The 21948-nt window shown below is 38.6% G+C and carries 21 protein-coding genes, 2 tRNA genes and 1 riboswitch; of the genes, 5 read left to right on the top strand and 18 right to left on the bottom strand.

Translation table 11 applies throughout. The features are described 5' to 3' along the window. Positions 1-54: 54 nt before the first annotated feature. The 5 genes from LQ50_RS17535 to ribD all read right to left on the bottom strand — a co-directional run bounded on the left by LQ50_RS17535 (position 55) and on the right by ribD (position 4747). Complete coding sequence (locus LQ50_RS17535; RefSeq protein ID WP_034631741.1) at positions 55-984, bottom strand: manganese-dependent inorganic pyrophosphatase; 930 nt, start codon at positions 982-984, stop codon at positions 55-57. Positions 985-1214: 230 nt separating this feature from the next. Next, positions 1215-1682, bottom strand: coding sequence for a 6,7-dimethyl-8-ribityllumazine synthase (ribH, locus tag LQ50_RS17530; protein ID WP_034631739.1), 468 nt, complete (start codon positions 1680-1682; stop codon positions 1215-1217). Positions 1683-1762: 80 nt separating this feature from the next. Next, entirely contained in the window at positions 1763-2983 is a 1221-nt protein-coding gene (locus LQ50_RS17525) for a bifunctional 3,4-dihydroxy-2-butanone-4-phosphate synthase/GTP cyclohydrolase II (protein WP_034631737.1), read from the bottom strand. Between the two features lie 21 nt (positions 2984-3004). Beyond that, on the bottom strand, positions 3005-3661 hold the full coding sequence (gene ribE, locus LQ50_RS17520) for a riboflavin synthase (RefSeq protein ID WP_034631735.1): 657 nt from the start codon (positions 3659-3661) through the stop codon (positions 3005-3007). Then, a complete protein-coding gene (gene ribD / locus LQ50_RS17515) occupies positions 3662-4747 on the bottom strand; it encodes a bifunctional diaminohydroxyphosphoribosylaminopyrimidine deaminase/5-amino-6-(5-phosphoribosylamino)uracil reductase RibD (protein WP_034631734.1) in 1086 nt (361 codons plus the stop codon). It lies immediately after the preceding gene. 198 nt (positions 4748-4945) lie between these two features. Beyond that, positions 4946-5091, bottom strand: a riboswitch (FMN riboswitch). A gap of 273 nt (positions 5092-5364) precedes the next feature. On the opposite strand from ribD, the gene LQ50_RS17510 reads away from it, so the two are divergent. Further along, positions 5365-7818 (top strand): SNF2 helicase associated domain-containing protein, encoded by a 2454-nt coding sequence (locus LQ50_RS17510; RefSeq protein ID WP_034631732.1) that lies wholly within the window; start codon positions 5365-5367, stop codon positions 7816-7818. Continuing rightward, entirely contained in the window at positions 7806-8567 is a 762-nt protein-coding gene (locus LQ50_RS26310; RefSeq protein WP_034631731.1) for a DEAD/DEAH box helicase, read from the top strand. Before LQ50_RS17510 ends, LQ50_RS26310 begins: the two co-directional genes overlap by 13 nt. Positions 8568-8633: 66 nt before the next feature. Here the strand turns inward: LQ50_RS26310 and rbsK are convergent, their stop codons facing one another. The 5 genes from rbsK to LQ50_RS17480 form a co-directional block, all read right to left on the bottom strand. Next, positions 8634-9530, bottom strand: coding sequence for a ribokinase (gene rbsK / locus LQ50_RS17500; protein ID WP_034631730.1), 897 nt, complete (start codon positions 9528-9530; stop codon positions 8634-8636). A gap of 105 nt (positions 9531-9635) precedes the next feature. Beyond that, the gene (locus LQ50_RS17495) at positions 9636-10106 is read right to left on the bottom strand and encodes an SMI1/KNR4 family protein (protein ID WP_034631729.1); all 471 of its coding nucleotides are present in this window, start codon (positions 10104-10106) and stop codon (positions 9636-9638) included. 108 nt (positions 10107-10214) lie between these two features. Beyond that, a complete protein-coding gene (locus LQ50_RS17490) occupies positions 10215-11252 on the bottom strand; it encodes an FUSC family protein (protein WP_034631728.1) in 1038 nt (345 codons plus the stop codon). A gap of 96 nt (positions 11253-11348) precedes the next feature. Continuing rightward, the gene (locus LQ50_RS17485) at positions 11349-11963 is read right to left on the bottom strand and encodes a hypothetical protein (RefSeq protein WP_034631726.1); all 615 of its coding nucleotides are present in this window, start codon (positions 11961-11963) and stop codon (positions 11349-11351) included. 463 nt (positions 11964-12426) lie between these two features. Next, positions 12427-13092: an SIMPL domain-containing protein gene (locus LQ50_RS17480; RefSeq protein WP_034631725.1), complete on the bottom strand. Its 666-nt coding sequence runs from the start codon at positions 13090-13092 to the stop codon at positions 12427-12429. Positions 13093-13232: 140 nt separating this feature from the next. Between LQ50_RS17480 and LQ50_RS17475 the strand changes: the two genes are divergently transcribed. Continuing rightward, positions 13233-13994, top strand: a complete 762-nt coding sequence (locus LQ50_RS17475) for a PRC-barrel domain-containing protein (RefSeq protein WP_034631723.1) — start codon at positions 13233-13235, stop codon at positions 13992-13994. A gap of 231 nt (positions 13995-14225) precedes the next feature. Here the strand turns inward: LQ50_RS17475 and ltaE are convergent, their stop codons facing one another. Continuing rightward, positions 14226-15242 carry a low-specificity L-threonine aldolase gene (ltaE, locus tag LQ50_RS17470; protein WP_034631722.1) on the bottom strand — a complete coding sequence of 339 codons (1017 nt, stop codon included), beginning with the start codon at positions 15240-15242 and terminating at the stop codon, positions 14226-14228. Positions 15243-15392: 150 nt separating this feature from the next. Here ltaE and LQ50_RS17465 point away from each other — a divergent pair, with 150 nt between their 5' ends. Both LQ50_RS17465 and LQ50_RS17460 read left to right on the top strand, forming a co-directional pair. Then, positions 15393-16571, top strand: a complete 1179-nt coding sequence (locus LQ50_RS17465) for an MBL fold metallo-hydrolase (RefSeq protein ID WP_034631721.1) — start codon at positions 15393-15395, stop codon at positions 16569-16571. Positions 16572-16573: 2 nt separating this feature from the next. Beyond that, on the top strand, positions 16574-16846 hold the full coding sequence (locus LQ50_RS17460; protein WP_034631719.1) for a DUF3006 domain-containing protein: 273 nt from the start codon (positions 16574-16576) through the stop codon (positions 16844-16846). Positions 16847-16936: 90 nt separating this feature from the next. Here LQ50_RS17460 and LQ50_RS17455 read toward each other — a convergent pair whose 3' ends face one another. The 7 genes from LQ50_RS17455 to LQ50_RS17430 all read right to left on the bottom strand — a co-directional run bounded on the left by LQ50_RS17455 (position 16937) and on the right by LQ50_RS17430 (position 21810). Further along, entirely contained in the window at positions 16937-17854 is a 918-nt protein-coding gene (locus tag LQ50_RS17455) for a fumarylacetoacetate hydrolase family protein (RefSeq protein ID WP_034631718.1), read from the bottom strand. Positions 17855-17869: 15 nt separating this feature from the next. Then, entirely contained in the window at positions 17870-18925 is a 1056-nt protein-coding gene (locus tag LQ50_RS17450; RefSeq protein ID WP_034631717.1) for a DmpA family aminopeptidase, read from the bottom strand. Positions 18926-19164: 239 nt separating this feature from the next. Then, positions 19165-20340, bottom strand: a complete 1176-nt coding sequence (locus tag LQ50_RS17445) for a M20 peptidase aminoacylase family protein (RefSeq protein WP_052144833.1) — start codon at positions 20338-20340, stop codon at positions 19165-19167. Between the two features lie 91 nt (positions 20341-20431). Then, complete coding sequence (locus LQ50_RS17440) at positions 20432-21118, bottom strand: AEC family transporter (protein WP_052144832.1); 687 nt, start codon at positions 21116-21118, stop codon at positions 20432-20434. Between the two features lie 25 nt (positions 21119-21143). Beyond that, positions 21144-21377 carry a hypothetical protein gene (locus tag LQ50_RS25025; protein WP_052144831.1) on the bottom strand — a complete coding sequence of 78 codons (234 nt, stop codon included), beginning with the start codon at positions 21375-21377 and terminating at the stop codon, positions 21144-21146. Positions 21378-21618: 241 nt separating this feature from the next. After that, positions 21619-21700 (bottom strand) — tRNA-Leu (locus LQ50_RS17435). A gap of 37 nt (positions 21701-21737) precedes the next feature. Beyond that, a tRNA-Lys gene (locus LQ50_RS17430) sits at positions 21738-21810 on the bottom strand. Between the last annotated feature and the right edge of the window lie 138 nt (positions 21811-21948).

Genomic DNA, 21948 nt, shown 5'->3' with positions numbered 1-21948 from the left:
GACTAGGTGTGCACTTATTAGTTACTCCTGTTTTATTCTAGATTTATATCGAGATTACTTCGCTAAAACCGTATCCAATCCAGGGACAATTTGCTTCTTACGAGATACGACACCTTTTAGAACTGCCGTATTGTCTTCTAATGTAACATCATACGCTTTTTCTACTGAAGCTGTTAATTTACCTAATGCTAAAATTTTCGAGTCGTTTTCTAATATATTCGTCACAACTAACAAGAAAAGATCTAAACCTTTTTCTTCAATGACAGCGTTTAATGCTTCTTCAACCTCTGCTTTGCGATTGAAAACATCATTTGTATCTACCACATTTACTTGAGCGATTTCTAATTTATTTGCTCCCATTGTAAATTCTTTCGCATCTAAAGAAATAAGTTCAGCAACAGATTTACTGCTCACATCAGCACCTGCTTTAAGCATTTCAAGTCCATAACTATCTAAGTCTACCTCAGCAATTTCAGCTAATTCACGAGCTGCAGCAATATCTTGATCCGTGCATGTAGGTGATTTAAACAGCAATGAGTCTGAAATAATAGCTGATACCATTAAGCCAGCAATATTTTTCTCAATTGTCACACCGTGTTCCTTATATAGCTTATTTAAGATAGTAGCCGTACATCCAACAGGCTCTGCACGGTAGTATAATGGGTCACTTGTTTCGAAATTTGCAATACGGTGATGGTCAATTACCTCAAGAACACGTACTGAATCTATGTCCGTTGCACTTTGTTGACGTTCGTTATGGTCCACTAAAATAACATTTTCTACCTCATTTGCTACGGTCTCTACTAAACGAGGAACTTCTACTCCAAAATGATCTAATGCATATTGTGTCTCACCATTAATTTCACCTAGGCGAACAGGCTCTGCATTTACCCCTAATTTGTTCTTAAGATCAGCGTAAACAATTGCTGAAGTAATCGTATCTGTATCTGGGCTTTTGTGTCCAAAAATTAAAACTTTATCCATTTTTTTAACTCCTTTTTTTGTAAAGTATAATTCCTTAAAACCTTATCCCTTTAGAAGGGTATGTACAACCATCATTCATTTTATCAATTTTCTTACCAGAAATAAACAAGAGAAATGAAAATTGTGTAAAAGAAAAAAGAGGCAATCTAGAAAAGCACATCGAATCTTGTTCCTTTATGTGTTGGGAGGAAACATAGATTCGCATTCTTTTAAGATTACCTCTATCTTAACTACTCGAAACTTCTGCCTAAATTCGCCATTTCAATCGCAGCCGTTGCCGCATCCCAGCCTTTATTCCCAGCCTTCGTTCCGGCACGCTCTACAGCTTGCTCAATTGTATCAGTGGTTAAAACTCCAAAAATAACTGGTTTGCCTGTTGAAAGAGCAAGCGAACCAACGCCCTTTGCCACTTCGCTACATACATAATCAAAATGTGGTGTCGCACCGCGAATAACCGTTCCTAACGTGATAACAGCATCGTATTTGCCTGTGTCAAGCATTTTCTTAGCTGCAAAAGGAATTTCAAATGCACCAGGTACCCAAGCTACATCCACATCAGCCTCGTTAACGCCATGACGTTTTAAGGCATCTTGTGCACCACCTAATAATTTACTTGTAATAAATTCATTGAAACGTCCAACGACGATACCTACTTTCAACCCTGTTCCAACTAAATGCCCTTCAAATACTTGTCCCATTTCCTTTTCCTCCTCAATGATTTACGTTTATGTTTTTTTGTATGTAACAAACAAGGTCTATCTCAGCCTTGTTTGTCCTATTAAAAATGAAGCATATGCCCTAGTTTTTCTGATTTTGTCTTTAAATATTTCTCATTGTCTTTGTTATGTGGCAATTGAAGTGCAACTCGCTCAACCACTTCAAGCTCATATCCTTTTAAGCCAGTAATTTTACGTGGATTATTCGTTAATAAGCGCATTTGTCTCACACCCAGATCGCGCAAGATTTGGGCTCCAATTCCATAATCGCGTAAATCAGCTGGGAAACCAAGCTTCTCATTAGCTTCGACGGTATCATAGCCTTCTTCCTGTAATTGGTAAGCCTTAAGCTTATTCATCAAACCAATTCCTCGACCTTCTTGGCGCATGTACAGAAGAATCCCACGGCCTTCTTGTTCAATTTGAGCTAATGCCGCATGCAATTGTGGTCCGCAATCACAACGATGCGAGCCAAACACATCCCCTGTTAAGCATTCAGAATGGACACGAACAAGCGTTGGCTCTCCTTCAATAATTTCACCTTTTACTAGAGCCACACTTTCCTTCCCATCGATAATATCAGAAAATCCGATGGCGCGGAAGTCACCAAAATCAGTAGGTAACTTAATTTCCACTTCGCGTTTAACAAGCTTATCTTTACGGTGACGATATTTGATTAAATCTTTAATCGTGATCATCTTTAAGTCATGCTCATCAGCAATTTTTCTTAACTCAGGTACACGTGCCATCGTACCATCTTCATTCATAATTTCACAAATAACTCCTGCTGGTTTCGCACCTGAAAGACGAGCTAAATCAATCGCAGCTTCCGTATGACCCGCACGACGTAGGACTCCTCCATTTTTCGCTACGAGCGGGAACGTATGACCCGGGCGTTTAAAATGATGTTTTTTTGCCTGATCGTCAACAAGTGCTCTAACTGTATCTGCCCGCTCTTTCGCTGATATCCCCGTTGTGTTTGTATAATGGTCAATACTAACAGTAAAAGCTGTCCCGTGAGGATCCGTATTATGATCAACCATTGAAACAAGATCAAGTTGTTTAGCACGCTCTTCTGTAATCGGTGTACATACAAGCCCACGTCCATGTGTAACCATAAAATTGATCACTTCAGGCGTCGTTTTTTCTGCTATTGCCACAAAGTCTCCTTCATTTTCACGGTCTTCGTCATCACATACGATAACACAACGACCTTGCATCAGCTCATAAATCGCTTCTTCAATTGGATCAAATAATTTTTCTTCTCCTTTTTTTTCACCCATTCGTCTCACCATCCAATCCTTTTATTTATATCCGTGTTCAGAAAGAAAACTTTCTGTTAAAGAAGAACCTTGCTTTTTCGATGATTCAAATCGCCTTGAAATAAATTGTTCAATGTATTTCCCAACCATATCAGATTCGATATTGACGATATCTCCGACCCCTTTTGTCCCAATGATCGTTTCCTCAATCGTATGAGGAATTATCGAGATCGTAAAACTTTGATCATCCACAGCAAAAATCGTTAAACTCGTGCCATCAACTGCAACGGATCCTTTTTCAATCATATAATGACGTAACTTTTCTGTTACACCAATGCGATAATAAACTGCATTTTGTTCTGGAGTTTTCGCCAATATAGTGCCTGTTCCGTCAACGTGACCAGAAACAAAATGTCCTCCAAAACGACCTTTTGCACTCATCGCACGTTCTAAATTCACATGGGAACCACGGCCAAGTCCTCGCAAACTAGTTGCCCTAACCGTCTCCGGCATAACATCAACCGTAAAATGAGTAGATGTATAGGATGTGACGGTTAAGCAAACACCATTAACAGAAATGCTGTCCCCAAGATTCACGTCATTCAAAATACGATTCGCCTGAATCTTCATAACCATTGATTCGCCGCTTGAACGCATTTCTTGAATTTCTCCTACTTCCTCAATAATACCTGTAAACATTTACTCACTTCCTTTCACACGTGAGACGATTTTTATATCTGTTCCTATCGTTGTCACTTCTTTAACTTCTAATTCAAGTGCTTCTTCTACTTCATGAAATCCAGCACCACCGATTGCCGTTTGTGCCTCTTTGCCACCAAACAACTTGGGAGCTAAGTACATAATCATTTGATTAACGGCTCGAGCTTTCAAAAAGCTTCCATTCACCTCAGCACCGCCTTCAACATACAATGATGTTACACCTTTTGTACCAAGGAGCGCTAAAGCTGCTTCAATCGAATCATCTTCTAAACGAAAAACACTTACTCCTAACTGCTCAAGTTCCAATTGCTTTTTTATGGATGCTTGTTCTGTTGTTAATACCCAAGTCGGGGCCTCTTGGTCTTGAACAAGCTTAGTATCAGTAGGAATGCGTAATGACCGATCTAGAACAATTCGAATTGGATTTTTTCCGCCATTTGGCAGACGTGTTGTTAACGACGGATTATCAGCTAACACCGTATTAATCCCAACAAGGATTGCATCGTGCTGATGGCGGGAGCGATGAACATCTTCTCTTGCATCTGGACCTGTAATCCATTTGCTTTTTCCGGCAACTGTTGCTGTTTTACCATCAAAAGTCGTAGCGGATTTGAGAGTGACATACGGGACTTGATTTTTCATAAAATGAAAAAACACTTCATTTAACTCGTTTGCTTCTTCTTGACAAACGCCAACCTCGACCTCAAGCCCTGCCTCTTTTAATTTTGCGATCCCTCGCCCAGATACTTCGGGATTTGAGTCTTTCGTTGCAACAACAACTCGTTTACAGCCCTTTTCAATAATGAGATCTGCACATGGAGGTGTTCTCCCAAAATGACTGCACGGCTCTAACGTAACATAGATCGTTGCACCTTTCGCTTTTTCCCCTGCCATCGTAAGTGCTTGAACTTCGGCATGACCCTCTCCAGCTTTTAAATGGGCACCAACACCAACAATTGCACCTTCTTTCACAACAACAGATCCAACCATTGGATTCGGGGACGTTTGCCCTTTTGTGCTCCTTGCAAGATCAAGTGCAAGGTTCATATAGTAAACATCATTCATGCTAATCCCTCACATTACTAATAAATACGAAAAAAGCCCTGAGTAAATACGCCTCAGGACTAATATGTTAAAGTGATTACGAAATAAACGTATACCTAGTAGGTCAACGTTATTCGGTGTTAAAAAAGGATAGACTACTCCCCTTAACTGTAAGGCTAATTCAAAAAAGACATACGAAAGAAACCTTACTACACCGATTCGTTCCTTCTCCCATCCAGACTTTCACTGTCGGTCCCGGATTTTCACCAGGTCCACCGCCTCTAATGCTAAGAGTCGGGTCACGGACTAAGAAGCATTGCTTCATCACCGCCGGTCGGGATTTTCACCCAGCCCCGAAGAAACTTATTCAATTATGAATCTAATAGAAAAGTCACACTTTATTACAATTCCAATGTTTTTTTAAATCATTAGAAAAAAGTGCCTTTAATAAAAGGATCGTACCACTTAATTTTTGATAAATCAAGAATTTTCACTTAGTCAAATAAACTAGCTTACAAGTTTTTTGACTAATCGATCGGTTTATCCTAGTATTTTACCGGCGTACGTTCTAACTAATCGTCCGTTTTCTTATAACATGTTATGATAGATATATTGTTTTTAGAGGAGGCACTTCTTTCATGACTTATCCGTGGCTCACTGCTACCTATATATTGTCAATAGCGACTAATCAATCTACCTTTAATAGAGGAATCAACTATTTCCGATTGGAACGTGTGGCTAACCTTGATTTTGAACCAGCCACCAATACGTTTTATGCATTTATTGATGGATCGTTATTGTACGAATGTGAGATTACATTCAAAGGACCTGAATCCATTCATTATTCTTGTGATTGTGAAGCATCAAGAACATATCCAGGTGCGTGCAAGCATATCGTTGCAATGTTATATGCTATAAAAGAATGGCAAGAAGAGAAAGAGTCATTCAGCCCCTTCCCTGCCACACAACCGCACCAACTACGCAGTAAAATGCTCGAACAATTTCAAGACGTTTTCACGAAGAAGCAAAAGCAAAATACCATTGAAAAGGAGCACATGCAAATCGAATTTGAGCTCTTATTCTCTCATGTTTCTTTCCGTTCATTACTAGATCGAGTTGAACTTAGGCTTAAAGTGGGGACAAAGCGTCTGTATGTTGTTAAAAACATTGAAGAATTCTTACAATCTTTTATGAAATCTGAGCCCTATACATTTACAGCTAATTTTTCATACGATCCTAGTTGTCACTATATTGATGAAAGTGATGCAAGCCTTTTGAAACAGGTATACACTCATTTAGAAATTATCGCTGCTAACAAAGATGATTATCATTATCGAACGAGTCAAATGCGTTCATATGAGATTCCTGCCGTTAGTTTACCTTCATTTCTTGAGCAACTAGCAGACAAACCGGTTGTATTAACAATTGACGGTACACTTCAATCGGAACAGATTAAAATTAAGCCACTCGAAAATAATCAAGTTCTTACTTTTAAATTAGAGGCTGGTGAGGATGATGCACCCGTTCAATTAATTAGTGATAATGCCTACGAATTTGACTTTGTTGATGTAGAGTTCCGTACACTGATTCATGGAAATACCATCTATCAGCTAAGCGAAGATCAAGCAAAACATTTACACATTATCGCTGAACAAGCTGACGATACTGGCACAATTGATGTTATTCCAAGAGAGCAACTAGAGGCATTTTGTTCCTACGTCCTTCCCACTCTTAGAACGATCGGGACCGTTCAATTGTCCGAAGAACTATATGATGCCATTGAAACAAAACCTCTTACGGCTAAATTTTATCTCGACTTAGATGATGGAACGCTCACAGGAAAAGTTTCGTTTGAGTACGGGGAACATGCACGTAATCCATTTGAAGAGTCAACTCCAACAAATGGAAAAATTATTACTCGAGACATTCAAAAAGAAGAATCAATCTTAGCTACATTAAAAGAAACAGATTTCCATCTACTTGATGGACAACTTACTTTGACTAATTGGGAAACGATCGTTCCCTTTCTATTTGAACAACTCCCTCTTTTGCAAAAAGAAATCGAGGTCTATACAACCTCTGCCGTTCGGAGTGTGATTGCTACTCCAAGTTCTACACCATCTGTCCAGCTTGATGTAAATAATGAGACGAACTGGCTTGATGTAACATTTTCGATGGACGGGATTGCAGAAGAAGACATTATCGATGTACTCCGAGCCTTACAAACAAATGCAAAATATTACAAGTTATCTTCTGGATCCTACCTTCAACTAAATCACAGTCGTTTCGATTCTGTCAGACAAGTGATTAATACGGTTGCTTCTCCAAAGCATAAGGTACAAACAGAAATGACCATTCCTTTGCATAAGGCTTTTGAATTAGATACCCAAAATGGACAAACACGGATATCAAAACAGCTTCACCAACTGCTATCTGATATTCAATCACCTGAATTTAGCGATTGGCCTACTCCTTCTAAGCTGCAAGCAGAGTTGCGCGACTATCAGATGAACGGGTACCGCTGGCTTCGTACCCTCTCTCTAATTGGACTTGGAGGGATTTTAGCAGATGACATGGGTTTAGGAAAAACGGTTCAAACCATCGCCTATATTCAAGGAGAAAAAGAAGAACGTCCAAATTTCCAAGCGTTAATTATTGCTCCAGCTAGTTTAATTTACAATTGGGAAAAAGAATTAACTAAGTTTGCCCCAACATTAAACGTTGCGGTTATCGCAGGAACAAAACAAGCTAGAAAAGAACTAACAGCAAAAGACTTTGATGTTTTTATAACATCATATCCATTAATTCAGCGTGATTACGATCTTTACGAATCTCGTATTTTTTCTGCAATTATTTTAGATGAAGCTCAAGCAATAAAAAACGATGCAACGAAGACAACTAAAGCTGTCCGTACACTTCAATCGAATTGTTGTTTCGCATTAAGTGGGACACCGATTGAGAATCATCAAGATGAGCTATATTCGATTTTTCATAGCATTTTACCTGGGATGCTTGGGACAAAAAACAATTTAAAGAGCTTTCCAATGAGACGATTTCAAAACGTGTACGCCCATTTATTATGCGGAGACTAAAACGAGATGTCTTATCTGAACTGCCAGATAAAGTTGAATCCGTTCAATATACTGATTTAAGTCCTGACCAAAAGAAAATGTATGTTGCACAAGTGAAACAATTAACAAATGATGTCGATGCTGCTATTAAAAGCAATGAATTTCAACAAAAGCGAATAGAAATTCTTGCAGGCTTAACACGTTTGCGTCAAATTTGCTGCCATCCAAACCTGATTGATCCGCATGCAACGTATCAATCAGGAAAAATGGAACGCTTACTTGAATATGTAGAGGAAGGTTTACAGTCAGAGCAAAAAATGGTCATCTTTTCTCAGTTCACATCCATGCTTAGTTTAATAAGAAAATCCTTTGATGAGAAAGGTTGGACGTATCATTACATTGATGGTCAAACTCCACCTAAAGCTCGTGTTGAAATGGCCGAACGATTTAACAATGGTGAGAAATCGTTATTCTTAATCTCATTAAAAGCAGGCGGCACAGGCCTTAACTTAATTGGAGGTGATACGGTCATCCTTTACGATACTTGGTGGAACCCAGCGATAGAAGAACAAGCGGCTGACCGAGTGTATCGGTATGGTCAAACGAAAAATGTTCAAGTTATTAAGTTAATTGCCAATGGAACGATCGAGGAAAAAATCCTCACCATGCACGAGAAAAAGAAAGCCCTAGTTGACTCGATTATTCAACCAGGCGAAGAAACGTTACAATCAATGAGTGTTGAGGATATTAAACAGTTACTCACCTTGTAAGAACCGAAAAATGAGGGGAGGGTCTCAAAAGGTCTGTCTTTAACCTTTTGAGACCCTCCCTTTTTATTACGTTAGCGTTTCTTGTCCTTTTTCATATGTCCCAAGAAACGTTTCAACTTCTTCTCTTGTTGGCATTCCAGACTGAGCTCCAAGCTTCGTTACAGCCAATGCTCCTACAGCCGTTGCAAATCGACAAGCATCCTTTAATGAGGATTCTTCGGCTAAGGCCACAGCTAACGCTCCGTTAAACGCATCTCCGGCACCCGTTGTATCAACAACATCCACTTTGTAGCTGGCGATATTCATAGTTTGATCATTATCCCAAATAGATACGCCTTTACTCCCTTTTGTTACAACAACCTTCTCTTTCATATTCACGATCTCATTTAACATTTTTTCTTCATGCTCGTTTGGTGTAATATACGTTACTTTCTCCAAAGTATCCATCGATAACGGCTGAAACGGAGCTGGGTTTACTATGACAGGAACATTATACAGACTTGCTATTTTTATCACATATTCAATTGTGTGTATCGGGATTTCTAGTTGTAACAAAATGATGTCACTTGCTGCAATGGTTTCGTTAAATGGCTCAATCCCTGTAGGAGTTACTTCTTCATTTGCACCGGGAACAACGATAATACTATTGTCGTGATCGCTTATCGTAATAGACGCGATCCCTGTATGTTTTTTTGTTTCATTCTTTACCTCACAAAAAGAAACCCCTTCGTTCATTAAATGACTTCTTAATTCCTGTCCAAACGCATCCGCTCCAACACAGCCAATTAGAGTTACACCTGCACCGAGTCGTGCTGCTGCAACAGCTTGATTCGCCCCTTTCCCACCAGGAATGGCCGAAAAGGACGTACCTAATACGGTCTCTCCAACTTGTGGACGAAGGTTAGTTATTGTTACTAAGTCCATATTAATACTGCCTATCACAGTAATTTTTTTCTTACTCACTTTTAGGCCTCCTGTCATAAAATTGATTCTATAACCTAAACAAAAAATATAACAAAAATCATCCTTTCCATATGTGAAAAGATGATTCTTGTCTTTTCATCTAATTTACTTTAGAAATAGACGTTCTACAAACTGATCAAAAGTCTCCGCCAGCAAATATTCTTGCCACAACCCATTGCCAGATTCATCTTCTGCAACATACACAACTCTAGGGACAGAACGTTCATTTCGGTAGTCTAGAGCGACCCATGAATGAAAGTCACCTGTTAATAAAACAAGGTGCTCAGGCAAACCGCATTCCTCAACAAAGATGGGAGATAATCCGACACCTCGATCTACTTCTAGCTCATGAAAATATGGAACAACCGCAGCATCACCGTCATCAAAGAGCACGTAGCGGTAGGCTAACTCTCCACCATTTTGCTCTTGCATCAACTCCACATATTTCTTTGGTAAACGAACACCTAGCATCTGTTCAATTTCAGAAACTTGTGTATCGGTTACTGCTTCACCCGGTTTGTATTCTGACGGCGACTTCCAAAAATGTTTTCCTTTATAAAATTGTAAACTTATCACTACGTATCCTCCATATCATTGAAACCATTTAATTTTCCTTCAAATTATTATATTATGCTATCATACTGTTATTTAAATTCATCAATGGAAATCAAATGCCCTATTGATTTATATTTTATGTCTAGAAAGTCGCTCAATTTCTTCAAGTACATCATGAATAGAAAGAATGACAAATAAAATGATTGTCTCTGGCGCAAAGTGATGATGATATTTTTTTGCGGCTGGATGATTACCTTCATTTGTATGCCAAAACTGCTGATCAAGCTCCCTAATTTTCTCAACATGTTCTGAGGATAGCTTGGCACCCGATGATTCTAAAAATTGAACCGTTGAATGAACAGACTGTCTTAATAGATCCTTATCAGAATTTGTAAACATATTTCCATTAATATGGACAGAGATGATATGCCCCAAATGATAATGTATTTGCTGTAATCCATCCAATTTTTTCGTTTCATAGATAAAGGTTCTTAACTCTCTCCATGTATGACGATGATACTTCCATTCTTCTCGTTGAAAACGGCATAGTTGAAAAGATCTTGATAACTCACTTGTAATACGTTGATATTCTTTTTGACATTCCTTAGAAACTGATTTCTTTTCATTAATTAATTCATCAATTCTCTTTTTTAAAAGATTTGCCGTCTCTTTATATAATCGATCATTTCGTTCTTTTATTTCAGTGGAGAATTTTGCTGGTAATATAAAAAGATTCACAAGCGTCGAGATAATCAACCCTATCGTTGTTGTGCCGACTCTTTCAACAAAGGTTAAAAAGTAATGATCATATGTAATAGGTATCATCGCAACTGCTGTAATTGTAGCAATTAAGGCTCCTGCTTCTAATTTACATTTAATACAAACATAGATGGTTAAAACCGCTGCAAGTGTAAATGTTAATGGAGTTTGCCCAAACCAATAAGTAAAAGTCATCGCAAGTCCCGCCCCGATTAATGCAGCTGGAAAACGAATCATTCCTTTTCTAATTGAATCAGAAGCTGTCGGTTCAATTGTTGCAATCGCAATAATAACTGCAAACGCCACAGGTAAATTAAATAAGTAGCAAATCTTTGCTGTTAGAAACACAGCTATTCCTGTTTTTATTAATCGAGCACCGAAGAACTTAAACACTATTCTTTCTCTCATACAAACCCCTACCTGCTTTTAATCTATAAATCTAGCATATACGATTTAAGGATAAGATTCTAGCAGAGGAAGAAAATAGATTAACAAATCCAACAGTTAATCATTAGTCTCATCTGTTAAATAAGAGAGTAACTGATCTTGTTCCGATGGATTACCAAAAGCATGTGTAACATTCCAAATTTTATCCACCTCTTGATCATTGATTTCTGCATCTAGATCATGAAATATACGATGGAGGTAAAGCAATGATTTAGTGTCTCCAGAGCTTGCTACATTCATAAATTCTTTGGCATTATTCATATCGGTTAAGACCTCTGATTCACTAAAGCCACTTTCTTGTAACCACTCAATGTCTTCTTTAAGTTGCAGCCATTGTGGATCATCCTTTAATTCTTGATAGTCAAGCGTTTCTGCATTACCCCAACCAGCCAAATTATTCAAAAAATGGTGTTGTTTCGCTATCATTTCTTTAACCGTTTGTTCTTGATTTTCCTGGTAAGCTACTGGCTTCCATACATCAAGATCTCCTTCTTCATTATTCAAAACTTCTGCATTCGTAGATTCCACACTGTTTTCGCCTTCCTCGTCATTACGAAGCTCTTCTGCATTGAGTTCTGAAGTTGTCCCTTCATATTCATTATTAAAAGCTATGTAATATAAACTTACCCCTACTACGATTACACCTAAGATGGAAATAAGAATTCGATGCATAGTAAGTCATCTCCCTTTAACATATCAGTTTATGAAAAGACTACTATGAAATGAACCGCGCAATCAAGCACATGACAAAACTAGAAGAAACTCGTTTTTATACGTCATATTCTCATATGCTTTTTCGAGAAGATCTTCTAAGAACAAACAAAAAAAGCATTCATCGAAATAATTGTAGAATGCTTTTTTGTTACTTTGTTTCTGCAATACCACCGACATAGGATCAATTAAGAAGAATACGTATATTCCAAGGCCACTGAAAAAGGTGAAAGTTGCACCTTTTTCAGTGGCCTTTAAGCAATGAGCGGAACCGTTGCTTTGTTTTAAGCCTGCTATGAGTGGGTTTCATAGGTGCAAACTTGCTTTGCACCGGCAGCCGACTTTAGGAGGCTCATGTTTCTCGTAGCAGGCGGCAACGTGTGGAGCCATTGCTGCTTCCCTCGACTCTTCTAAAAGGACTTTTTTAGCGGCCTCTATATTCCACCTCAACCGCTGCTTTAACTGAAAGCTCCCCTTCTTGTATTGGTGTTGCTGCAGCTTTGGCCGATAAGACGGTAGGATAAGGCATAGCCGCGTCCTGATTAATCTCAGTCACTCGTAAGGGAATGGGATTGAGCGATACTCCCATTGTGTTGCTCATTACTATCGCTTTTTGATTAGCACTTTCTATTGCTTCAACGAGCGCCTCTTGATAAAAAGCAGAAGGATTCCTGAAAGTAAAGCTAATGGAAGGGACTGTATTTGCTCCTTGTTGTACAGCCGCATCAATAACAGCTCCTGTCTGTTCAACTTGGTCTAGTGTAATTTGTAATAAGTGTGCGACACGGTAGCCTCGAAAAATTTGTTCCCCTTCAATATAATCATACTGAGGATCAACTCGATAAGTCGAAGTTTGAATACTTTCTTGTGGAACCCCTAAGTCTGTTACCGCTTCAATTACAGCAGAAATAGTAGCAGTATTTTCTTGTTGAGCACTTTGCACTGTCACATCTTCTGTGATTACACCTAATAGAATTTGAACCCTGTCTGGAGCTGCTGAAATACTCCCTTCCCCAATAACCTTTAGTTTATGGTGATCGTTTCTTTCCTGGCCAGACGATGTTGCGGCATGCGATAAGTTCCTATACATATTAACTCCCGCCTCTCTGTTTATGAGTTATAAATATATGTATTTTTTAAAGGCCTTTTACATACATTAAATTATTTTTTGTGTTTAACTATTTTCTCCGCTGGGAATAAGTAAACAACTTCTTAAAAGGGGAGATTTCAATGTATCACAAGTTTAATCATCTCACTTCATTTTCAGTTGTTACAAAAGAGGGCGCCAAAGCAACCATTGATGATCTTACATTCGACCCAAGCCTTTTCTCACTTCGCTATATCGTTGTAGATACGAGAACATGGTTTATCGGCGGCAAAACACTGATAAGTCCAGCTACTATTAAAAACATAAATATTGAGGAGAAAATCATTGCTTTAAATGTTACGAAAGAGCAAATGACAAACAGCCCCAAACGAACGATACAATCACCAATCTCTTTCGGACAGAAGGAAAAATCAGTTATTGATTACGATAGGAAAAAAGAGGGGCTAGACAGTACCACTTCTTTTATCAATGGAGGGGATCTTAGCGGTACGCCAATAACAGGAATTAAAATGAGTTCAGTGATTCATGACTATGGCAAGAATGAAGAACAAATGGTCAGATTACAAAGTGTAAAGTCTTTGAGAGAATTTGATGCCTATGCAATGAACGATAAGCTTGGAGTGGTGTCTGATCTTATCATAAACGATCAGAAATGGACGATTGATTTAGTTGAAATTGAAATAGGCGATCTCCTTTCTAAGCAAGTTGCTGCGCTTTCCACCTCTTGGATTACGGAAATCAATTGGAATCAAAGAAAAATCTTAATGAATAAGGAAAAACTCGATAAAGATGGACAAATTCGTGGCAGATCATTATTTACTCAGAACGAACTCCGTTTTCACGTTGAAGCAGGACAACCACCTTCATCGAATGGTTGCCAATAAAACGTTGAAAAAGGAAATCGCCAAGCAAATCTAAGACCAGTAAAAAAAGTACCTTTTTCACTGGTCTTTAAGCAATGAGCGGAACCGTTTCTGTGTTTTAAGCCTACTACGAGTGGCTTTCTCGTAGTAGGCGCGCAACGCGTGGAGCCATTGCTGCTTCATCGATTTTACTAGAGCGGACTTTTTCAATGACCTTGTAGAACTCCCTTTTTAGCGCCTTATGACATGCACCTAAATTCTTTGTATAGCTGTCAATGCTTCATTAACTTGCTCTCTATTTATATCAAAGTGAGTTGTCAGCCTAACTGTTGTCGGTCCAAATGAAACAGCTAATATCCCTGCCTCCTTCAACTTTTCCACATACATGTTAGAAGGAATTCCTTTATCTGTCGTATCCACTAACACGATATTTGTATCAACAGCGTTTATAACTGAAAGCCCTGAAATATTATTTACACCTTCAGCCAAATACATTGCATTCTCATGGTCAATTGCCAATCGATCCACCATTTCAGTTAAAGCTATAATCCCTGGCGCAGCTAATACGCCTGCTTGACGGAGACCTCCTCCTAAGCGTTTTCTCCACTTTCTTGCTTTTGTAATAAATTCATTGGACCCTGCAATAATCGAGCCAACTGGCGCCCCTAGTCCCTTTGATAAACAAATTTGAACGGTATCTGTATACTGTGTAAATTCTTTTACTGACTTCCCCTCTGCTACAGCCGCATTAAAAAGTCGTGCTCCATCTAAATGAATCGGAATATGAGCATTTGTTGCTACTTCAAAAATAGCCTGCATATTCTCTACGGGTATAATCGCTCCACCTGCACGATTATGTGTATTTTCCAAACAAATTAAACCTGTTTCTGGCTCGTGAATATCCTCCCCACGAATAGCGGCTTGAACATCATCTGGATTCATGGCCCCTTTTACACCAGAAATCGTTCTTGTTTGAACTCCTGTAAACGCGGAAATAGCCCCACCTTCATAATAAAAAATGTGAGAATCTTTTTCTAATAACACTTCATTGCCAGAAACACAATGGGTCAGGACCGCAATTTGATTTCCTTGAGTCCCACTTGTGACAAACAAAGCATTCTCTTTCCCTAACAACTCTGCTGCTAGTTTTTCTAATTTACTAATCGTTGGGTCTTCCTTGTAAACATCATCACCAACCTCTGCATTATACATTGCTTTTCTCATAGCTTCTGTTGGCTTTGTTACTGTATCACTACGTAAATCAATCATTAGATAAGTTCTCCTAACTATTTATTTAGCTATCATTATACATGATAATTATTATTTTAGAAAAAATCACCGAAAATGAACTAGTGCATATCAATGGGATATTCGATATACTTGTTTAGGCAAAAATTCAGTCATCACAGGAGGCTATCTATGTTTAATAAAGGATCAATCATCCTATTTTTATTCTTTATAATACTAGTCACAGGTTGTGGAACCCAGCAATCAACGGAACAAACGCTCACCAGTTCAGATTCGGAGACCATTTTAAGAAATCATGAAGAAGTTAAGTTAGCAAACGAGGAATTTAATGAATTAATCGTTCATTATATTAATGTTGGCCAAGCAGATTCGACGCTGCTCGAGTTGACCAATGATACACAACCCTTTCATATTTTAATTGATTCTGGAGATTGGAATTCAAATGATGTCGTCACATATCTGCAAAAAGAAAGGATTTCTCATATTGATATTTTAATAGGAACACATCCTCACGCAGACCACATTGGGCAAATGGATCAAATTCTTGAACTATTTGATGTATCAGAAGTATGGATGTCCGGAGATGAAACAACGTCACAAACTTTTGAAAGTGTGCTTGATGCCATTATAGAAAGTGATGTCGATTATCACGAGCCAAGAGCAGGAGAAGTGTACGATATTGGATCACTTGTTATTGATGTGTTGAATCCTGATCAATTAACTGGAGATATTCACGAAGGCTCGCTCTCACTTCTAGTAACGTACGGTGAAGTTTCTTTTCTATTTACAGGTGATGCAGAGCATCAGACAGAACAAGCGATAATTGATCGTGGTCATCACCTCAATTCTACTGTGTTACAATTAGGTCATCACGGATCAGAAACTTCTACAATTCCAGCGTTTTTAGCAGCTGTCGATCCAGAGATAGCCATTATCTCCGCAGGAAAAGACAATTCATATGGACACCCTCATGAAGAAGTCGTAACAAGAATTGAAGATGCTCAAATCGATTTATACGCCACCTTTATTCATGGAACGATTATCATCTCTACTGACGGACAACACTATCATGTAACAACAAAGAGTACCGAACAAAGTAAAGAAATACCAACTGAAAATATTGATTCACCAAATGAGTCAGACATAACTAGTGAATCCAATTGTATTGATATTAACTTTGCATCCGCTTCTGAGTTAGCAAAAATTACTCATATTGGCACAGAGCGAGCTTCACAATTGATTGAACTGCGCCCATTTGAGACAATTTCAGATCTAGCGCAAATAAACGGGATCGGTCCAGCTCGAATAGCTGAAATAAAAACAGAGAATTTAGCATGTATTGGAGGATAAAAATGGTAAAAGGGGTCCTAGACCGCATAGTTGATCAACATAAAGCTGTGATTTTAGTAGAGAGCTTGGGAAAAGAATTTGTAATTGACACTGCTCAATTACCATTAACCAGCATTGAAGGCACATGGTTTATAATTAAAATGGAAGGCAATACGATCAAAAGCATAGATATTGATCATGAACAAACCTCAAACGCAAAGCAAAGCATTGCTGAAAAAATGCAGAAATTAAGAGGCAACAAGAAAAGCAGTCGATTCAAAAGGGGCGAAAGATGAAATCATCTTTCGCCCCTTTTTATAACAAAGTACTCCTTTCTTGATAAACCAATTGACTATATCCTCTATTAAAGGAGGAGTTCTAAACGTTTAATCGACACTGCCTGTTTGTTTCTTTTTCACTATATTTTGCAATGTACCAACTTGATCAATGTTAATCGTACACACATCTTTATCTTTTAAGAATACTTGTGGGTTACGAAACACTCCTACTCCATGAGGGGTTCCTGTTGCAATGATATCGCCTGGTTCAAACGTGAACCCTCTTGATAAATACGAAATGATATAAGGAATGGAAAAAATCATATGTTTAGTGTTCGAATCTTGCAATACTTCTCCATTTACATGTAACTTAATATTCAAATCATGTGGATCGGCTATCTCACCCTTACTAACTAGAACTGGACCAAGCGGGGCAAATGTATCAAAAGATTTCCCTCTCACCCACTGACCATCACCAAATTGAACATCCCTTGCACTTACATCGTTCAATATTGTGTATCCAAATATGTAATCTTCTGCCTCGTCTTCAGAAATTAACTTCCCTTTCTTTCCGATTACAACAGCTAGTTCCGCTTCAAAGTCAACTTGCTGTGACTCTTCCGGTAATTCGATCTCCTCACCATTTGCAATGATGCACGATGGCCACTTCGAGAAAATAAGTGGCTGTTTAGGAGGATCGACATTTTGCTCTAGACAATGGTCCATATAATTGTTACCAACGCAAACGACTTTTCCTGGGTTCTCAATAGGCGCAAGCAGTCTTACATCTTCTACCTTTCTTATAACGCGAGGATCTACAGTTCCATTTACCTCAAATTGAGTTAGCAGTTCCGTAACATATTGAAAAGCTTCATTTCCAGCTTGAATAAATGATTTCATGTCTTTTAAAAATGCTGGAACTACTCCGTTATGATCCTTTGAAAGCTTAGCTACATCGATAACCGAATCTTCTAGTTTCACCCCAAAACAAGTTTTGCCCTCTACTTCGTACGTTACAAATCGCATCGTTGTTCCACCTTTCTATTCAAATAAATGATATGGAAACTGCTCTTTCGTGTGTCCGTTTTGCCCTACAATCGTTGTTGCTCTACATAATGAATTCCAAATCGCTTCTTCAACAGCCTCAACAGCCATTTCGAAAAAATTAGAAATTACCGGGCCATCCTCAACAAAAAACGAGAAGGATTGCCTAGCTCCACTTGGATAATGCTTTATTCGGTGAGCCGTTGAAAAGGATATTACAATATCACCACTACCATGTGCAGCAGATGAACCTGTCCTTGAAAGACCAAAAGGAGCCCTTTTTGAAATTCGCTTCAATTGACGTTCATTAAAAGGCGCATCTGTTCCTATGATGATCATAATGGACCCATCTGGAAGTTCGCTTCTTTCAGGTTCCATATATAATCGTTTATTAGACTCTGGCATAAGAATATCCTCTTTTTTCCCATAATTACTTAAAACAAGAACACCAAGGGTATAGTTTACCCCATCAACTGTCGTCACTCGCGAGCTCGTACCTATCCCCCCTTTATAACCAAGACAAGACATGCCCGTACCTGCACCAACACAACCTTCTGCCATATCCTTACTTGCAGACATAATGGCTTCTATGGCATGTTCAGGTCTGACATGCATCCCCCGGATGTCATTTAAGTATCCGTCATTACATTCACCGACAACAACATTTACAGTGCCCGTAACCATACCAATATCGTCATTTTGTTCTAATAAATAACGAATGGTTCCCTCTGTAACAGCAGGGACAGAAAGTGTGTTTGTAAGCATAATGGGACTTTCAATTACTCCTAATTCCTCAATCTGTATCGCACCTGTTGTTTTTCCGAATCCATTAATCACATACGAACTACCGATCACTTTTTCTTTAAATAAATTTCCGGAGTGGGGCAAAATGGCTGTTACACCTGTTCTAACAAAATTTCCGTTATGCAAGTCTTCAATAATGGTCTTATGACCTACTTTGACACCTTTAATGTCCGTAATGGAATTTAAATTACCTGTCTCAAATCTACCAATCTTGATACCAAGATCACGAAGTCTTCGTCTATGTTCCAAGTTCGCCTTTCCTCCTACACGAATATATTAGTACTTTCGTTTGTTCTTTCTATAGTTCCGCTCTTATTTATTCCTTTCTTCTCATGCTTACATATGATGTACTAACCTCAGCAATGAGGCAAGCTTTTTCGATCAGCAGTCGCTGGGTGTTGTTTTGCTCGCATCACCTAGACAAGCATCACGCTGGTTCATTTTCCTCTCCTTTCTAGTAAGAGAGCGTCATTTTCATGACGCTCTTTTCATTTGTGTTTTTGATTATTCAGAAAAATTTTCTCGATTGATTTCGCTAAAATGACAACCCCGTCCTCTAACGCGGACAAGTCAAACGTCATCTTAGGGTGATGGAGACCCGGCTCTAAGTTTGCACCAAGCCCAATCATCGTTGCATGTAAATGAGGTCGACTCACTGGATAAAAATGAAAATCCTCTCCACCTGGAGTAACTAGTGGTAAAGCTAGCCCATCACGTCCTAGCGCTTCCTCAATCGCCTCAGCAATAATCACCTCTATAAATCGATTAGGAACAGCCGCAACCGTAGCAGCTAATGTCTCCAGTTCCACCTCAGAACCATTAATACTAGCAGCTGCTTCTATCGCCCTCTTTACCTTTATTACGAGCACATCCATAGCTTCGTTTGTCTCGGCTCGTAGATCAACACCAAATAACGCCTCATCAGGTATAATATTCATATTTTTCCCTTCAGTTTGAACCATTGTCACTTTAGCTGAACTTGAAATGGTTGGATCTAGTTTAATCGAATTAATGGCACTTATAATAGCTGCAATTGAATCAAGTACATTAATCCCAAGGTGAGGTCTAGCTGCATGAGCTTGTATTCCTTTTACAGTTCCCTTTAACACCATTGTTGCTCCGTGATAAATTGCTGGTGACGCTTGTCTAACACGCAATTCTTGAATCGGTCTAACATGAATTCCAACTAAATAAGTAAGATCATCGATCACTCCTTTTTCGATGAATGCTTTAGCCCCTTTACCGGTTTCCTCTGCTGGTTGAAAGATCATTTTAATCGTACCTCTAGGACAAAACCCAGCTTCTTTTAACATCTTAATGGCATAAAGTACCATTGTTGAGTGAGCATCATGCCCACATGAATGGTTCGCTTTCCAAGTTCCATCTACATTTTGCCATAAGGCATCGATATCAGCTCTTATTCCTACGACTGGTCCAGCACGATCGCCTGTCCATGTCGCTACAACTCCAGTATGGTCAGAAAAAGTTTGGAACGGAATTCCCATTTCCTTCAATTGCTGACAAACATATTCAGTGGTTTTCTTTTCTTCCCAACTAACTTCTGCAATGGAGTGGAAATGTTGATACGTTTCTATTAATCCCTCTCTATTTTCGTTTAGCCAGTTACGATAAACAACGATTGTACTCACCTTTCTTTCTGTCATGTTTTTACTATTTACTATAAGGTATTCAAACTAACCACAACATTCTAATCTTACCGACTATGCTTTTGACGAATTGTAAAAAACGGGCTTATTATAAGAATTTCTGAATGAGAAAAGCGACAACTGGAATCGTTAGCAAAGAAAGAGCTGTAGAAGTCACCACCGTAATTAAACCAGAACGATCACCATCGGAATATCGCACAAATAAGACCGTTGCAAGTGTTAATGTCGGCATGGCAGATTGGATGATAATTAACTCCTTCATAAACGTTTCAATAGGCATCCCTTTCATGACCAGCAATGTAATAACAGGCATCATGAGAAGCTTTAAAAATATAGGGAGCGCAACATTTTTTGTCTGTAATTTCGCAACTCCTTTATTTTTTTGAAAAATAGACGGAATTAATAGACCTACGTACAGCATCGCCAATGGTGCAGCTATTCCAGCTAATGTCGAAAAAACCTGCTTAACTATACTAGGGGCTTCCAACCCACTAACAGCAAAAAGCAACCCAAACGTAATAGCCATTACAGGTGGATTTATTAAAGGCTTCAAATTAGCAAAAGAAAACTTCACTTTTTCTTGCAATAGTAAGACAGCAACTGTAAATGCAGTAAAGCTCATTCCCGCATCAAAAATGGAAGCCAGCAATCCTCCCATTGGACCAAAGATACTTGCACATAGAGGAATTCCTATAAAGCCTGTATTTCCTAATCCCGCTAAGACAGCAATTTGTCTTGCTTTTAGTGAAGTAAATCCACATAGTTTGGCAACCATCAGTCCTAAAATAATTCCCAGACAATTAATAATTAATGAGAATAAAAAAAATCAAACCCATTTGTGATAGAACATGTTCAGTTATCTCCGTTTGAAAAATAGCGTTTAATATTACACTTGGAACAGCAATTGTTACAAGTATTTGAATAATTATTTGCTTCGCTTCTATAGCTGGTTTTGTTTTGCGTTCAAGCAAAAACCCTATAATCATAATAATTGCCATAACACTAACTGATGCAATAACAGATTGTAAGTTCATAAAGCCCTCCTGATTGTCAATCAAACTATAGTAAACTATACAGGAAAATAGCAGCAATTTGTATATGAAGAACACTAGGTTCATAGAAATAAAGGAAAAAATTCATATGTGCCTTTTACGCTTTTTCGCTTATTCCTTTTCAAATTGTAAAAATCAACAGAAAATGTATTATGAATCTTTGATGTTTAGACATACAAAAAACACAACCCACAAGGATTGTGCTTATTCTTTCTTTATAAAATGCGGGTGAAGGGAGTCGAACCCCCACGTCATAAGACACTAGATCCTAAGTCTAGCGCGTCTGCCAATTCCGCCACACCCGCAAGTATAAAATGTATAATACATTTTATTAGTAAATGATGAGCCATGAAGGACTCGAACCTTCGACCCTCTGATTAAAAGTCAGATGCTCTACCAACTGAGCTAATGGCTCTTGCTGTTTTTTCATAGGAGTATTTCATGATGCTTACGGACGATGTTTCGCTACGCCGTCTTACCTGTTCTTTCCTCTTCTCGTAACGCTCTGTTGCACGATGCGTCAGAACAACTCGTAGTCTATTCAAGTCGCTTT

The organism is Halalkalibacter okhensis (assembly GCF_000787375.1).
GTDB classification, from domain to species: domain Bacteria; phylum Bacillota; class Bacilli; order Bacillales; family Bacillaceae_D; genus Halalkalibacter; species Halalkalibacter okhensis.
The sequence above is the reverse complement of the archived record's forward strand: the minus strand, read 5'-3'. Positions and strand labels throughout refer to the sequence as shown.